The sequence below is a fragment of the Glutamicibacter sp. genome, assembly GCF_035257265.1.
GTDB lineage: Bacteria > Actinomycetota > Actinomycetes > Actinomycetales > Micrococcaceae > Glutamicibacter.
The window spans coordinates 183,149-198,842 of sequence record NZ_DATEXC010000038.1 but is presented as its reverse complement, the minus strand read 5'-3'; the positions used below and the strand labels follow the sequence as shown (position 1 = coordinate 198,842).

The following is a 15,694-nucleotide window of genomic DNA, read 5'->3' as shown; positions in this document are numbered from 1 at the left end:
GGTATGAATACGTCGGGTCACTTGTATGAACAGGTGACCCGGCGTATTTCTTTTTCACCCTCCGGCTGGCGAAACTACCATAATTTGACCATGAACTCCGCCTATTCAGCCATTAAGCGGAAGTAAGATCGAGGGGCGTAAATCTTCGATGAGAAGCGCCGGGTCGATATATTCTCCATCTAACCGGACGCCCCAGTGAATGCAGCGATTTGAACAATGCGCACCTCTCGACACGGTTCCGAGCTTGGCTCCGGATTCCACCCAGCTACCAACCGAGAGCTCGCTGGTCACCGGTTCCAAACTGGTCTTAAACCCATATCCGTGGTCAATCACCACCACGGGGCGGTCAACGACCACACCCCGGAAAGTAACACGTCCACGATTCGGTGCCACGACTTGGTTACCTTCCGACGCCGCCAGATCCACTCCACGATGACCGGCCGACCACTGCTCGGCCGGCTTATCAAAAGCCTTGAGGATCTTCGGCTCTCCGGCTAGCGGCCAGCGCCACTGAGCTGCGGCCGCTGGCTGCGCATAGTTTTGCGGGGTTTCTGCGCGGGCACCCAATGGGGCCAAGGCCAGTATCAGCAGTGTCGGGAGCAACAATAAAAGTCGTGTGGGTTTCATAAGTTCAGCCTGTGGCAACCGGGCACGGAATTTTGGGGATTGACCGCAAGCTGTGGGTAACTTCGGTGGTCTAGTTTTAGGCGCTAGATCACCATGGATCACGGTCTCTGGCGTGAAGACGGTGTAGTACACTTGAAACTGCAGTTTCTTGTCAGAGGTGTGTCCAAAATTGGTTCTCCTCCCAAGAGATTGACTTCGCGTGCGAGGTTCCACTTCTTCTTTGAGGAAGTGGTCATACGTTCCAGTGGTCCGAGAGAATCGGTGGACGTAGGCAGGCTGTTAAGCAGCCAGGATCGCGCACTAGGGCGGATATTCAAAATGAAGATCTGCGTACAACCCAAACAACTAAGAGCAGTTACCGCGGACGCGCACGCGTCCGGTCCGCCACTGCTGAGAGGAGTTGCGACATGCCAGTCGTAACCATGCGAGAGCTGCTAGACAGCGGCGTCCACTTCGGCCACCAGACCCGTCGTTGGAACCCAAAGATGAAGCGCTTCATTTTCACCGAGCGCAACGGCATCTACATCATTGACCTGCAGCAGTCGCTGTCGTTCATCGACCGCGCTTACGAGTTCGTCAAGCAGACCGTTGCCCACGGTGGCACCGTACTGTTCGTCGGTACCAAGAAGCAGGCTCAGGAATCGATCGCCGAGCAGGCTAACCGCGTTGGCCAGCCTTACGTGAACCAGCGTTGGCTCGGCGGTATGCTGACCAACTTCCAGACCGTCTCCAAGCGCGTTCAGCGCATGAAAGAACTGGAAGAGATCAACTTCGAGGACGTTGCCGGTTCGGGCCACACCAAGAAGGAACTTCTGCTGCTCAAGCGCGAGCTGACCAAGCTGCAGAACAACCTCGGTGGTATCCGCAACCTGACCCGCACCCCTTCGGCTATCTGGATCGTTGACACCAAGAAGGAACACTTGGCTATCGACGAAGCTCGCAAGCTGGGCATCCCAGTTGTTGCCATCTTGGACACCAACTGCGATCCAGACGAAGTAACCTACCCAATCCCAGGCAACGACGACGCAATCCGCTCCGTCAACCTGTTGACCCGCGTTGTTGCAGACGCTGTTGCTGAAGGCCTCATCGCCAAGAACAACAAGGCAACTGGCAAGACCGAGGGTGCTGCAGAGCCAATGGCTGAGTGGGAGCGCGAGCTTCTCGAAGGCGAAAAGGCCAAGGCAAAGACTGAGGCTCCTGCCGAAGCTGCAACCGAAGCACCAGCCGAGGCTGCTGCTGAAGAGGCTCCAGAAGCCAAGTAGTCATCTGACTATCTCTTAGAGTTTGCTTCCGCGCGCTAGCGTGGGTGGAAGGATACTCAAAAAGTCTCGTGGGACGGGTTGGTTATCCGACCCGTCCCACGAGCGACATAAACTTGAAACCTCCTAGTGAACGGGGATGCACGTGGCAAACTACACCGCTGCTGATATCAAGGCTCTGCGCGAACGTACCGGCGCAGGCATGATGGACGTGAAGAAGGCTCTCGACGAGGCTGACGGCAATGCCGAGAAGGCCATCGAGATCATCCGCGTCAAGGGTCTGAAGGGCGCTACCAAGCGCGAAGGCCGTTCGACCGCAGAAGGCCTCGTTGCCGCTAAGGTCGATGGCACCGTTGGTGTCATGGTCGAGATCAACTGCGAGACCGACTTCGTCGCCAAGAACGAGAAGTTCATCGAGCTGGCAAATAAGGTTCTGGATGCCGCTGTGGCTTCCGGTGCGGCAGATGCCGAAGCACTGCTGGCCCACGAGCTTGACGGCAAGCCTGTTTCTGAGATCGTTATCGAAGAGGGCGCAATCCTCGGCGAGAAGATCGTTGTTCGCCGTGTCGCCCGCATTGAGGGTGCAAAGGTTGCAGCTTACCTGCACAAGACCAGCAAGGACCTGCCAGCACAGGTTGGCGTTCTGATGGCTGTTGACGCTGACAGCGAAGCTGCAGCAACCGTTGCACACGACGTTGCAGTACACACCGCAGCAATGTCGCCAATCTACCTGTCCCGTGAAGAAGTTCCTGCGGACAAGGTTGCAGACGAGCGTCGCATCGCTGATGAGACCGCACGCGCAGAGGGCAAGCCAGAAGCTGCCCTGACCAAGATCGTTGAAGGCCGTTTGACCGGCTTCTTCAAGGAAATCGTATTGGTTGACCAGGCATTCGCTAAGGACGCAAAGAAGTCCGTAGCCAAGGTCTTCGAAGAAGCTGGCACCAAGCCAGTTGCCTTCGCACGTTTCCGTGTTGGTGCCTAAGGGTTCAGCCACACAGTAAGCGACAGCCGCCGTTGACCGGCGGCTAACCAAGTCAAGGGAGGTGAGCCACCGAGCATACTCGGTGACTCCCTCCCTTTTCTTGAGCCCGGATGGCAAGATAGTTTTGAGATCCGGAAATAGAATTCTCAACCCCCAGGAGATAGATTCCATGCCAACCAGTCCAGAGACTAAACGACGCCGCGTCCTGCTAAAGCTTTCCGGAGAGGTCTTCGGCGGAGGTAACGTCGGTGTTGACCCGACCACTGTGCGCGGCATTGCAGAACAGATTGCAGCGACCGTTGGCGAAGTAGAAGTAGCCATCGTAGTAGGCGGCGGAAACTTCTTCCGTGGCGCCGAGCTGTCAGCCGCTGGTATGGATCGCTCCCGCGCGGACTACATGGGCATGCTTGGCACCGTCATGAACTGCCTGGCGCTGCAGGACTTCTTGGAACAGTGCGGAGTCGAAACCCGTGTCCAGTCCGCCATTGCCATGGCTCAGGTAGCGGAGAACTACATTCCACGTCGTGCCATCCGCCACATGGAAAAAGACCGCGTGGTTATCTTCGGCGCCGGCGCCGGCCTGCCATATTTCTCCACCGATACCGTGGCCGCTCAGCGTGCCCTCGAAGTTGACGCTGACGAGGTGCTGATGGCCAAGAGCGGCGTAGATGGTGTCTACACCGCGGACCCGAAGAAGGATCCAAGCGCCAAGAAGCTGGACACACTGACCTACTCCGAGGCGCTGCAGCGCGACATCCGCGTGATGGACCAGACCGCCATGACCATGTGCCAGGACAATGCCTTGAACATGCTGGTCTTCGGCATGGAAGGCGAAGGAAATGTGGCCAGTGCCATTCGCGGCGAGCGTATTGGCACCACCGTCACCCCATAAGGGTGTTCGTGACATAGGATTGAATTAGATGTAGTTGTTCTGCGCTACTAAGATCGCCCGTACTGCGGAGGTCTGGGAACGTAGAACACAAGGTAAAAGTACTGAGGAGTACCGGTGATTGACGAAACGTTGGCGGAAGCCGCCGAAAAGATGGACCGCACCATTGAAGCCGCCAAGGAGGACTTCGCGACGATCCGTACCGGTCGCGCCCACCCAGGCATGTATTCCAAGGTCATGGTGGACTACTACGGTTCCCCAACCCCACTCATGCAGTTGGCATCCTTCGCTGTGCCTGAAGCACGCACCATCACCATCAGCCCATTTGATATCTCCGCAATGCGAGCTATCGAAAAGGCCTTGGGTGACCCAGAGGTCGGTGCTAACCCATCGAGCGATGGCAAGATGATTCGCGTGACGCTTCCGGTACTGACCGAGGAACGCCGTAAAGAATACGTCAAGCTGGCTCGCTCCAAGGGTGAGGACGCCAAGGTTGCGGTGCGCAGCCACCGTCGCAAGGCCAAGGACAGCATCGACAAGTTCGTCAAGGATGGCGAAATTGGCGAAGATGACGGTAGCCGCGCTGAAAAGGAACTCGACGCACTGACCAAGTCACACGTTGATTCGGTCGATGAGATTCTGAAGAAAAAAGAAGCAGAGCTGCTGGAAGTCTAATGCCAGGCTCGACAGACAACACTGAGGGCAACGCTTCGGCGGTGCCCTCAGTGGCATCCGGCGAAAACCAGCCCATGACTCGGCGCGAAGCCCGCGCACAGCGCGAAGCCGCCGAACGCGGAAATTCCCGCACCTCGAAACTTAAGCGTGCATTGTCGGGGGATAAGGCCGAGAGCGTGAAGCCGCAGGCTTCATCGCCGAGCACCTCCGAGACTGTGCCGCCTCAAACTCCTGAGGCGACCCCAAAAAGTATCGAACCTCAGGCAGAAGCCAAGGTGAAGATCCCGGTAGCGGAAAAGCCTAAGCCGAAAGATCACGCCGAACCAAAGCCGGTCCCGGTGATCCGTCCGGATAACGTGAAGGCACCGGTTGATACGCCAGGTACATCCAAGCCGGAACAAAAGACGCAGCAGCCAGTAACGCCGGTAGCAAAGCCGCAGCCGGTTCAGGCTCCAAAGCCGGCAAGCGATGCGGCCAAATCAAAGGCAAAGGGAAAGGCCGAGGCGAAAGCACAGCTACTTGTCCCGGTACCGGACACCGAACGGTCCGTTGAAAAAACTCAGACTTCAAACTCTCCGGCAGAAGCTATACCGGAGCCGCCACACTCGGAGAGCAAAGACTTAGCCGAAACTGGTCAGGCAGAACCAGAAGAAGCCGAGATTCCAGCCGAATTGCTCATCGGCGGACCGCCGAAGAAATCGCGGGCTGGACGTAACCTGCCAGCTGCCATCGGCGTAGGCTTAGGCATGCTCGGCCTGGCCATGGTGGGACTCTTTTGGGTGCCTGCGCTGCTGGTCGCACTCATCGTGGTTTTGGCAGGCATCGGTTCGTGGGAAGTCGCTCGTGCGACAACTTACGCGAAAACCGAGGTGCAGCAGTTCCCGCTATATCTGGCGTCGGTGCTCCTTCCAGTAAGCGCGATCCTCGGGGGACTAGATGCCTTGAGCTTTGCCTACTTAGGCAGCTTGGTTCTTGCGTTGGTCTTCCGAATTTTGGATGGGCTCAAGGGCGCTGTGGCCTCGGTGATGAGCAGTGTCTTCATTATCAGTTGGGTGCCATTACTACTCAGTTTCGCCTTGCTGGTGATGCGCGGGGATAACGGAAACCTTCTGATCACCACGATTTTGTTGCTTGTGGTCAGCAACGACACCTTTGGCTACGCGGTAGGTGTGCTCTTCGGTAAACACCCCATGGCTCCAAAGATTTCTCCCAAGAAGTCATGGGAGGGGTTTGCCGGATCCATGGTTGGTTCCATGGTCATAGGCGCGCTGGCCGCGAACTACTGGCTGGACATGCCTTGGTGGTCTGGTGTCATTCTCGCCTGTTTCACCACCATCGCAGCGACAACTGGCGACTTCGCGGAGTCAATGGTTAAGCGTGAGCTAGGGATCAAGGATATGAGTAACCTGTTGCCGGGACACGGTGGCATCATGGATCGACTCGATTCGCTGCTCTTCGCTATACCGTTGGCCTACCTTGTCTCGCACTTCTTGGAGTGGAGCGTCGCAGTCTTCTAAACCCGAGTGGTGTGGACCCGCACACGGATCTGCACCATTCGGTGTGCCTATGGCACCAAAATATTACACAACACATAAGATTGAAGGGTGCCGCATTATCGCGGTACGCCTGATGACTTTTCGTCTAGAACTAAGGAATAGTCGTGTCGCAGCAACAAGATGCTCCGTTCTCCCGGGTCCCGGAAAAGGACTTCGGCTACAACGTTAAGCAGGTTGATGCGTTTCTGAGCCGGGCGCGTGCCACCTTCAACGGCGGCGGAAACGATGATGCCGTGGTCACTAGCCACCTCATCCGTCGTACTACCTTTGCCCCGCAAAAGGGTGGCTATCAGGCCCGTGAAGTTGATGGCGCATTGGACCGTCTCGAAGACGTCTTTGCTAAACGCGAGCGTGATGACCTGATTGCCCATCAGGGTGAAGAGGTGTGGCTGCAGCAAGTGGGCCGCCTCGCAGCGATCCTACGCGGACGTTTGCACCGTTCTAAGGGGGAGCGTTTCCGCCGCCCGTCCCGAACTAACGCAGCGAGCTACAACATCGAGGACGTTGACCGCCTATGCGATCAGCTCATCGATTACTTCGAGCGTGACGTGCCTATGGCAGTCGACTCCGTACGCCGTGTGGAGTTCCGTTCTGCAGTGGGTACAGAAGGTTATGAGGAGTCGCAGGTGGATGCCTTCCTGGACCGTGTGGTCGAGCTGATGGCCTCAATAGACTAAATTTTCACGCACTAAATCCGTCGCGACCGCTAGGGAACAGATTTTCCCTAGCGGTCGCGATGTTGTCTAAGCGTTTAGTCTTGGTCTTCAGATTTTCTATGGTTCCGTTTTTATCTTCTGAAGCGAAGTAGGAGTTTTTAGTTCGTTCCCCAACTCGTGCTCTGACTTCCACGATGTCCTCTGCGAAGTGCTCCTTAGTCATGGCTTTGAACTCGGCAAACTTCGCGTCGGTCTCTTGCTGAGTTTCACCTGCCTGCCAGGGCTTCAGCAAGAAGAATAAACCCATGTTCACCGCCGCATGGATAATTCCAAACACCATTGCGGCGACTGAATTGCCCCATGCGATGAAGGCAAATACGGTGCCGGTCAGAAGATAGGCGATCAATGGCATTACGCTATAACCCCAGCCGCCAGGTTCATTGAGTCTTCCTCGAATCACAAAGGGTCGTTCAATGCCGACAGCGAGAAGTTCTCCTAGGAGCAGAGTCGCAACGAGCACACCTATGCTTGCGCCCAAGCTGACGGTCACGTAGTCACTGAATAGGGTGGATACTCACAAAAGCAGCGCAACAACCAGCAGTTTCAGTGTTCCGGTGAACAAATGGCCGCTGAATGTGTGGATCAGTTGGGGCGGAGTCCATGAAGGGTTATTGACCGGATGGGCTGCGGGCATAAGTGCTCCTCCCAAAGAGTCGGTAGAATTTCAGGCTTGAGTTGAGGATCCCTATGAATTGGATGTGCTGATAGATAGCCCTCAAAACGGGGTCGTAGTGTGCCCCTAAATCTCGTCCGCTTCGAGTTTTGCCTTGCTCCGCTGTATCCGCCGGTCAACGAGCCACCCAGTTCCAACGAACAGTACCGAAGCAACTGAGTTCGTGATGGATATATACAGCGAAGGATCAGCGGTGGAGTCCCAAATATAGGGGCTCGCAAAGGCAACGGTGATCATCAAAAAAATTCCGATACAAACGTACATCTTCATCCTCCCTCTGTCAGCCGAGACGTGAGCAATGCTCAAAATAAATTCTTACATCTCAACTTCGGCATGTGGATTACGCAAACTTTCATTAGATGAACTGATCATTTGAGGCTAACAGCCTCAGTGAAATCAGTAAATCGTCCTTAAGCACTAGGGGCGGAACGATGCCTACTTGTAGCTGCGTTCTGGCACGTGCAGTAAGGCCATGACGCGGTCGACGTTCGTGGGAATCTTGCGTATGGACCTTTTGGATACCAAGATCATCACTACAAAGGCCAGCGGGACGCTCCACGCAGCCGGCTGGCGGAGCATCAACACCCAGAACGAGTCGTTGTTGGGCATCATGCTTGAACCGAGCAGAGCGAGCCCGCAGCTCGCAGCTCCAGCCAGCATGCCGGCAATGGCACCGCGTGCAGTAAGCGAACGCCACCAGATGCCCAGCAGTAGTAGAGGGCAGATCGTTGACGCCGTAAACGCGAAGACATTGCCAATAGCACCGGCTAGTGCCAACGAGCTGGTTAGCAGGGCAACGACGACCGGAATTGCGGTGGCAAGTACCGTGGAGATCCTAAAACCGCGCACGGTGCCATTAAAGAACTCCTGTGAAAGTGCTCCGGCCAAAGAGACTGCCAACCCGGAGGTGGTGGATAAGAACGCGGCAAACGCGCCGCCGACTACTACCGCGGTCAACAGATCTGCAAGGATCCCGTCAAAGACACTTTGCGGTAAGAGCAAGATGGTGGCATCCGCGTTAGATGCCGAAAGATCTTTGGTGTAGAGAATTCCCAACACGCCCAAGGTGGTCGGCAACAGGTAAAAAACCGAGAGCAGACAGAGCACAATCGCCGTGGTGGTGCGTGCGGCGTGTCCCGTCGGGTTCGTGTAAAAGCGCACCAGAACGTGCGGTAGTCCTAGTGTGCCAAAGAGCAGAGCGAGAATGATCGAGATGGTTTCATACAGGCTCATTGAACTGATCGATTCCAATTGCCCGGCAACTGCCGCGGCTCGCTCAGGGACCGAATACTCGGGCAAGACTTGGAAGAGTACAAAAAGTGTGGGGATCACCAAGGCGGCAAGTTTGAACCAGTATTGGAATGCCTGCACGAACGTCACCGAACGCATGCCACCGGATACCACCGTCAGACACACCACCGCGGCGACAATAAGAGGTCCAATCCAGCCAGGTAGTCCGGTGGCAATGGATAAAGTCAACGCCGCCCCATGCATTTGCGGGACGATATATAACCAACAGATGATCACCACCAGGTAGGTGGTGATTTTGCGTAGCATGATCGAGTCTTCGAAGCGGATCTGGGCGAAGTCCGGAATCGTATAAGCCTGCGACCGGCGCAACGGAGCCGCAACAAATAACAAGAGCATCAAATATCCGGCCGTGTAGCCAATCGGGAACCACAGCCCCGATTGCCCGCTGAGCACAATGAGCCCGGCGACGCCCAGAAAAGAGGCGGCCGAGAGGTACTCACCACCGATGGCAGACGCATTCCACCAAGGACGCACGGTTCGCGATGCAACATAAAAGTCACTGGTGGTGCGAGATAGCCGAAGCCCATAGAAGGCGATCAGCATGGTGGTCAAGCTGACAAGAACCAGAGCCAGCACGGAAAACAGGTTAGTCATCGAGAGATACTCCGGTAGCGTCGTTCGTTACGTGCTGCTGTCCGGTTATAAAGCATGCCGGCAATGATGATCAAAGGGTAAATACCTACACCCAAAATCCACCAAGGCAGTGGAATATTAAAGAGCATGATCTGCGAGACCACCGGCCAAAAAGCCAAGATCGCGGAGATTCCCACCAGCATGATCAGCAACCCAGCAGCTACGGCCACCGCGAGCCGCAGCTGGGAACGGATTAGCTGACGTACATAAAAGTTTTCGGCACTCTGCTCAGGCCGCGTAGCGGGGATGTTTAGGCTTGCATCCTGCGGAGCCTGTACCCGCACGCGTTGCGGACGTTGCTGGGCAAAGCGACCTAATGGTTCGCTCACAATGGGCGAACCCGGTTTGCAGCCAAGCGTTCGCGAAGGTAGGGCAACGCACGGCGCGAAATCGGCAGTTCAACGCCGTTGACCACTACCGCAGCCTTACCGGTTTGCAACCGCACCGTCTCGATCTTGTCCATGGAAACCAAATAAGAGCGGTGAATACGCACGTAACCTGACTCTGCCCACTGCTGTTCCAGATCGTTGAGCGGTACACGAATCAGATAGCTGGACTCGCGGGTGTGCAGCCGGGCGTAATCACCTTGAGCCTGAACAAAACCGATTTCGTCACGCGGTATGAGCTTGGTGATGCCACCTTGATCAACGGTGATCATTTCCGGCTTTGCCGGTTCGTCCTCAACCAATTCGCAGATGCGGCGGACCGATTCGGCAAGTCGCTGCGGACGGATGGGTTTCAGCACGTAGTCGATAGCCGCCAGCTCGAAGGCCTCTAAGGCTTGGTCTTCGTCTGCGGTGACAAATACGATCAATGGCGGATGAGTGAATCGGGAGATAACTCTGGCAATATCCAGTCCGGACAGTGCTGGCATGTGGATGTCCAAGAACAGGGCATCTACATCGTTTTCTTCTAAGGCTTTGAGTGCCGCGGCGCCGGAAGTTGCTCGGTGGATTTTTCCGATTCGCGAGTCTTGTCCGAGCAGGAAAGAAATTTCTTCTACCGCTGGAAGTTCATCATCGGCAACGACCACATTAATCATGCCTAAAACTCTACCGTTGCTTAGGGCATTACGTCCGGTTCTAAGGTCTGCGGGGGACGGAACTTCGGTATTCTCATGGTGATCAGCGTTCCCTCGTCCGGCGCCGTATCGATAATCAGACCATTGGCGTTGCCATAGAGCTGACGTAACCTGACATCCACGTTACGCAGGCCCACATGCATATTGACGGTAGTTCCCGCCAAAACAGAGGCTAGCTGCTCGGGATCCATGCCCGCCCCGTCGTCTTCCACACTGATCACCGCGTGTAGTCCGTCCTCGGTGGCGGTAATCGAGATTCTCCCGCCATCGGGGCGTGCCTCCAATCCGTGGTGGACGGCATTTTCCACTAATGGCTGGAGGCAGAGGAAAGGAATCTGGGTGGTAAGTACTTCGGGAGCGATTTGCAAGGAGACCTTGATGCGGTCCCCAAAACGTGCCTTTTCCAATAGTAGATACCGGTCTATTGCCTCCAGCTCCTCGGCCAACGTAGTGAATTCACCACGCCGGCGGAACGAATACCGGGTGAAGTCGGCAAATTCAATCACTAGCTCGCGTGCCCTGGCCGGATCGGTGTTGATAAATGAGGCGATTGCATTCAGCGAGTTGTAGATGAAGTGGGGGGAGATCTGCGCACGGAGGGCGCGCATCTGTGCCTCGAGCAGCTTCGCTTTTGACTCATCGAGTTCTGCGGTGGTGACCTGGGCAGAAACAAAAACGGCTACCTCCGATACGGCGCGCACGAAGCTTGCTCCGGCGCGTTCGGACAACGCAGTGACGGTGCCTACCGCTTGTCCGCCGGCCAATATCGGCGCGGCCACAAGATCAAAGCCGGGGGTGCGGTGAACTTGCGTTTTCTGACTAGTTATTGCGGAGAAGCCGATAGCCTGCGCGCGCTCTTCAAGCCCGGGCGTAAAGTCAATTGCCGAGTCGGTAGCGAGGATCTGCTGGGAATCACTAATCACAAATGCTGAGCAGCCCAGAAGTTTTCGCAACGCCTTGGCACTTTTTGCGGATCCTTCTTCGGTGAGACCGCGTCCTAGGTGCGGCACCGCTACCGACATATGGTGCAGGGCCTGGAAAGTAGCCTCTTCGGCGTAGGTGCCCAGATCCTTAGTTGATCGGGAAATCTTAAAACCCAGGTAGCCAACAATGGCGATGCCAACAATCACGATAGTGACGATGAGGGTGATCTGCAGCGCGGAAGACATATGCCCATCCTAAAGCCACCCAATACCGCTAACCGTTCGTCGTTAGGCAACCTGCCGTTGGGCGCAAGAATTTACCCGTTAGGCCACGTACGTTACGCAACCCCTAGTGAGCTGAACATAAATAGCCAATAGTGAACTTAGTCACAACGCACACATGTGCATCATCACTAATTTTGCAACTCGCTCAAGGAGGGCACCAATGAGTGCTGAACCGCAACCCGATGTCTCAGAGGACATTGATTTTGTGGCGGAAAGGAATTCGGAAGAATTCCAGGAACTGCGCAAGACTCACCGCAGCTTCGTTTTCCCCATGGCAATCTTCTTTCTCGTCTGGTACTTCGCCTATGTCCTGCTAGCCGACTACTTCCATGACTTCATGTCCATCAAGGTTTTCGGCAACGTCAACTTAGGTATCCTTCTTGGCCTGTTGCAGTTTGTCTCGACCTTCGTCATTACCGCTTTGTACGTGCAGTTCTCCAATAAAAAGCTTGATCCCAAGGCAACGAAGATTCGTAAGCGCCTTGAAAAAGAGGGCGTGAACTAATGAATTCTTCGCTGATCCTGGCCCAAGCGGCCGAGGCTACCCAAGTGGGTAACCCGATAGTTAACATTGCGATTTTCGCAGCCTTTGTGGGCATCACCCTGGTGATCGTGCTCAAGGCAAGTAAGAACAACAAGACCGCGGCGGATTATTATGCCGGTGGCCGTTCCTTCACCGGGACCCAAAACGGTACCGCCATCGCCGGTGACTACCTCTCGGCAGCTTCCTTCCTGGGTATTGTCGGCGCGATCGCGATCAACGGTTACGACGGATTCCTTTACTCCATTGGCTTCCTCGTCGCCTGGCTTGTCGCACTGCTGCTGGTCGCTGAACTACTGCGCAACACCGGCAAGTTCACCATGGCCGATGTGCTTTCCTTCCGCCTCAAGCAGCGTCCGGTACGCATTGCAGCGGCAATCTCCACTCTTGCAGTTTGTGTGTTCTACCTGCTAGCACAGATGGCCGGCGCCGGTGCGCTGGTCTCGCTGCTGCTGGGTATCGACGAGAAGCTTGGCCAGTCCTTGGTCATCGTCATCGTCGGTGCACTGATGATCATGTATGTATTGATTGGCGGTATGAAGGGCACTACCTGGGTACAGATCATCAAGGCCTGCCTGTTGATCGCAGGTGCTTTGGTTATGACCATCTGGACCTTGGCAATGTTCGACTTCAATTTCTCAGCTCTGCTGGGCAAGGCAGCCGAAGTTGCTGGTAATCCAGAAATTCTGAATCCAGGAATGCAATACGGCAAGTCCGAAACGTCCAAGCTTGACTTCATCTCGCTGGCGCTGGCTCTGGTCCTTGGTACCGCTGGTCTGCCACACGTACTGATGCGCTTCTACACGGTTCCCACCGCGAAGGAAGCCCGAAAGTCGGTAGTTTGGGCGATTTGGCTGATTGGTGCCTTCTACCTGTTCACCCTGGTTCTTGGTTTCGGTGCCGGTGCGTTGATTGGCCCAGACAAGATCAAGGCCGCTCCAGGCGGCGTGAATTCAGCTGCACCGTTGCTGGCTTATGAACTGGGTGGCACGCTGCTACTGGGTCTAATTTCGGCAGTCGCATTCGCAACCATCCTTGCGGTGGTCGCTGGCCTGACGATTACCGCGGCAGCATCCTTCGCCCATGACGTTTACGCCTCGGTAATCGCCAAGGACAAGACGACCCCTGAAAAGGAAATGAAGGTCGCCCGCCGCACGGTGATTGTGATCGGTATCTTCGCTATCGCCGGTGGTATCGGCGCTCAGGGACAGAACGTTGCTTTCTTGGTTGCGCTGGCCTTCGCTGTCGCAGCATCTGCCAACTTGCCAACGATTCTGTACTCGCTGTTCTGGAGTGGCTTCAAGACCCGCGGCGCAGTCTGGTCCATGTACGGCGGTTTGGGTTCGGCAATCTTGCTGATCATCTTCTCCCCGGTATTCTCCGGATCGGCTACCGCGATGGTCCCAGGCATTGATATCTCGATCTTCCCGCTGGCTAACCCCGGCATTGTGTCCATCCCATTGGCCTTCATCCTTGGCTGGTTGGGTTCGATTACCGATCCAGGTACCGAAGACATCACCAAGCAGGCAGAAATGGAAGTTCGTTCGCTGACCGGTGTGGGTGCCGAGAAGGCGGTTGATCACTAGACGATCAAGAATCTCATTTGCAAGTAATCAACCGGCGGTGGCCGGGACTGTCGTCAAGACCGGTCCCGGCCACCGCTTTGTGCTGTGGAGAAAAATTACTTTTGAGCCAACAACCATTGAACCCGTGGTTTAACCTCGGTGGCCAGCAAGGTGATGGATTCTAAGAGGTGTTCTTGCGGTAAGCCACCAATGTCGGTCTGCAAGAAGTGGCGCATATGTCCGAGGTAGCTGTGCAAATGCACGATACGTTCGGCTACCTCATCGGGGGACCCGACATAGTAGGCCCCCGGGGATTCAGCCTGGGCATCATAGGCTCGTTTATCCGGCGCTGGCCAGCCCCGTAGTCTGCCCATTTCCACGTTCAAGTTGTACCAACCCGGGTAGAAACGATCTAGAGCTTCTTGTTTTGTGGGTGCGACAAGTCCCAGGGCAGCGACGGAAATCTTCAGGTCTTGTGCATTGCGTCCGGCCGCGGCACCAGACTTGCGGTAGAGCTCAGCGAGCGGTGCAAACCGGTGAGGAGCCCCACCGATAATTCCGTAGGAGATGGGGAGCGCTAATTGACCGGCACGAGCAGAAGACGCCGCGTTTCCACCGGTGGCTAGCCAAATGGGTAGCTTCCCTTGGACAGGGCGAGGTACCACTGCGAGGTCGGTCAACGCGGGGCGTTTACTGCCAGACCACGTGACATGTTCATTCGGTGAATTGTTGATGTTCATGAGCAGATCAAGCTTCTGCGCGTAGAGCTCGTCATACTCTTGGAGGTCATATCCAAAGAGCGGAAAGGTCTCGACCGAAGAACCGCGTCCGGCGGTAATTTCCACTCGTCCGCCACCGGAGATGATATCTGCCGTGGCGAACTGTTGGTATACGCGCACCGGGTCATCGGTACTGATAATACTGGCTGCACTTCCCAAGATGATCTGCTTAGTTGCCGCCGCCGCGGCGCTGATCAGTGCTCCAGGAGAAGAGGCTGGCATTGTCGTGGTGTGGTGCTCACCAATGCCGAAGTAATCCAGTCCGCTTTGGTCAGCCATCTTGATCGCTTCGAAAAGGTTGGTGATGGCCTGGGCTGTTGAACCTAATGATCCGTCAGCGTTTCGTTGGGTATCACCGAAACTGTAAGTGCCGATTTCCATAAGTGTGTCGTCCTTAATTACTTGCCGAAGAGGTCATTAGATTGAGGCTCTTGAGTCTACGAGTAACACCACACTGTACAGAGCGGTTGAAGGAACTCGGAAGCAAAGTACGTCAGAAGGAAGCAGAACTGGTGGATGGTCTGAATGCAGAGCGGGCCGCGCAATTAGCGCATCTGATCTCGGCGCTTTCGAAAAGTATTCCGCGGGACCAACCTGGGGTGAATCCTTGTGAAGGAATAGATGCGCTGAGGTAAATAGTAACTATTTAGCTACGCCTACCCTCCAAATCTTGAGCTAGCGAAAGCTCAATGAGTTTAGTGGTGCGATAAGGAACTAGTTCAGCCATTGATAGGGCCGAATCGGCACGGTTGACTCCTTCGATGTTCAGCAGCAATCCATGCACGCGGAAAAGCTCCTCGGCATTTGCGGCGGCTGCGCGCACTAAGATATCGGCCGAACCGGTTAGCCCATGGGCTTCTAAAACTTCGGGGATCTGCTCCAACTTCTTGGCAATCTCCTCCAAATGACGTTGATCTACGTGCAGTTCAATAAAGGACAACAAGCCAAAGCCCAAAGCCGTCGGTGGGATTCGCCGATCTATGGGGGACAGGACATCGGTCTCTAGGCGATTGAGCCTTGACTGCACAGTATTTCTACCCAAGCCAAGCGCTGTTGCCAGCGACGAAGCGGTTCTGCGGGTGAGCTTTGACAGCGAGAGCAGAATTCGGCGATCTGTGGTGTCTAAAGGTTGCATAATGCGCACATTAGCACCCAGTCAAAGGTCAGGATAGTGCGTTTTGCTTTATTTCCTTTCTTGC

The 15,694-nt window shown here is 55.5% G+C and carries 16 protein-coding genes; 8 read left to right on the top strand and 8 right to left on the bottom strand.

Annotated elements, in window-relative coordinates:
• Positions 1 to 105 precede the first annotated feature (105 nt).
• The gene (locus tag VJ369_RS09655) at positions 106 to 627 is read right to left on the bottom strand and encodes a M23 family metallopeptidase (protein WP_324091858.1); all 522 of its coding nucleotides are present in this window, start codon (positions 625 to 627) and stop codon (positions 106 to 108) included.
• 407 nt (positions 628 to 1,034) lie between these two features.
• Between VJ369_RS09655 and rpsB the strand changes: the two genes are divergently transcribed.
• The 6 genes from rpsB to VJ369_RS09625 all read left to right on the top strand — a co-directional run bounded on the left by rpsB (position 1,035) and on the right by VJ369_RS09625 (position 6,665).
• Complete coding sequence (rpsB, locus tag VJ369_RS09650) at positions 1,035 to 1,889, top strand: 30S ribosomal protein S2 (protein ID WP_324091857.1); 855 nt, start codon at positions 1,035 to 1,037, stop codon at positions 1,887 to 1,889.
• 142 nt (positions 1,890 to 2,031) lie between these two features.
• On the top strand, positions 2,032 to 2,868 hold the full coding sequence (gene tsf, locus VJ369_RS09645; protein WP_324091856.1) for a translation elongation factor Ts: 837 nt from the start codon (positions 2,032 to 2,034) through the stop codon (positions 2,866 to 2,868).
• A gap of 169 nt (positions 2,869 to 3,037) precedes the next feature.
• The gene (gene pyrH, locus VJ369_RS09640) at positions 3,038 to 3,760 is read left to right on the top strand and encodes a UMP kinase (protein ID WP_105678687.1); all 723 of its coding nucleotides are present in this window, start codon (positions 3,038 to 3,040) and stop codon (positions 3,758 to 3,760) included.
• Positions 3,761 to 3,874: 114 nt separating this feature from the next.
• Entirely contained in the window at positions 3,875 to 4,432 is a 558-nt protein-coding gene (gene frr, locus VJ369_RS09635; RefSeq protein WP_096256744.1) for a ribosome recycling factor, read from the top strand.
• Positions 4,432 to 5,949, top strand: coding sequence for a phosphatidate cytidylyltransferase (locus VJ369_RS09630; RefSeq protein ID WP_324091855.1), 1,518 nt, complete (start codon positions 4,432 to 4,434; stop codon positions 5,947 to 5,949). Before frr ends, VJ369_RS09630 begins: the two co-directional genes overlap by 1 nt.
• A 143-nt stretch (positions 5,950 to 6,092) precedes the next feature.
• Positions 6,093 to 6,665 carry a DivIVA domain-containing protein gene (locus VJ369_RS09625; RefSeq protein WP_414652640.1) on the top strand — a complete coding sequence of 191 codons (573 nt, stop codon included), beginning with the start codon at positions 6,093 to 6,095 and terminating at the stop codon, positions 6,663 to 6,665.
• Positions 6,666 to 6,669: 4 nt separating this feature from the next.
• Here VJ369_RS09625 and VJ369_RS09620 read toward each other — a convergent pair whose 3' ends face one another.
• From VJ369_RS09620 to VJ369_RS09600, 5 genes are all read right to left on the bottom strand, one after another.
• Positions 6,670 to 7,164: a hypothetical protein gene (locus VJ369_RS09620; protein WP_324091854.1), complete on the bottom strand. Its 495-nt coding sequence runs from the start codon at positions 7,162 to 7,164 to the stop codon at positions 6,670 to 6,672.
• Positions 7,165 to 7,812: 648 nt separating this feature from the next.
• On the bottom strand, positions 7,813 to 9,282 hold the full coding sequence (locus tag VJ369_RS09615; RefSeq protein ID WP_324091853.1) for a cation acetate symporter: 1,470 nt from the start codon (positions 9,280 to 9,282) through the stop codon (positions 7,813 to 7,815).
• The gene (locus VJ369_RS09610) at positions 9,279 to 9,650 is read right to left on the bottom strand and encodes a hypothetical protein (protein WP_324091852.1); all 372 of its coding nucleotides are present in this window, start codon (positions 9,648 to 9,650) and stop codon (positions 9,279 to 9,281) included. The genes VJ369_RS09615 and VJ369_RS09610 overlap by 4 nt, the downstream gene beginning before the upstream one ends.
• Positions 9,647 to 10,363: a LytR/AlgR family response regulator transcription factor gene (locus VJ369_RS09605; RefSeq protein WP_096256749.1), complete on the bottom strand. Its 717-nt coding sequence runs from the start codon at positions 10,361 to 10,363 to the stop codon at positions 9,647 to 9,649. The genes VJ369_RS09610 and VJ369_RS09605 overlap by 4 nt, the downstream gene beginning before the upstream one ends.
• A 20-nt stretch (positions 10,364 to 10,383) precedes the next feature.
• Positions 10,384 to 11,571, bottom strand: a complete 1,188-nt coding sequence (locus VJ369_RS09600; protein WP_324091851.1) for a sensor histidine kinase — start codon at positions 11,569 to 11,571, stop codon at positions 10,384 to 10,386.
• Between the two features lie 199 nt (positions 11,572 to 11,770).
• On the opposite strand from VJ369_RS09600, the gene VJ369_RS09595 reads away from it, so the two are divergent.
• Together VJ369_RS09595 and VJ369_RS09590 are read left to right on the top strand one after the other, a co-directional pair.
• Positions 11,771 to 12,115: a DUF485 domain-containing protein gene (locus VJ369_RS09595; RefSeq protein ID WP_105678678.1), complete on the top strand. Its 345-nt coding sequence runs from the start codon at positions 11,771 to 11,773 to the stop codon at positions 12,113 to 12,115.
• Positions 12,115 to 13,737, top strand: coding sequence for a solute symporter family protein (locus VJ369_RS09590; protein ID WP_324091850.1), 1,623 nt, complete (start codon positions 12,115 to 12,117; stop codon positions 13,735 to 13,737). The genes VJ369_RS09595 and VJ369_RS09590 overlap by 1 nt, the downstream gene beginning before the upstream one ends.
• 95 nt (positions 13,738 to 13,832) lie before the next feature.
• Here the strand turns inward: VJ369_RS09590 and VJ369_RS09585 are convergent, their stop codons facing one another.
• Positions 13,833 to 14,876, bottom strand: a complete 1,044-nt coding sequence (locus VJ369_RS09585; RefSeq protein ID WP_324091849.1) for an LLM class flavin-dependent oxidoreductase — start codon at positions 14,874 to 14,876, stop codon at positions 13,833 to 13,835.
• A gap of 265 nt (positions 14,877 to 15,141) precedes the next feature.
• Positions 15,142 to 15,630, bottom strand: coding sequence for an Lrp/AsnC family transcriptional regulator (locus tag VJ369_RS09580; protein WP_324091848.1), 489 nt, complete (start codon positions 15,628 to 15,630; stop codon positions 15,142 to 15,144).
• Positions 15,631 to 15,694 lie beyond the last annotated feature (64 nt).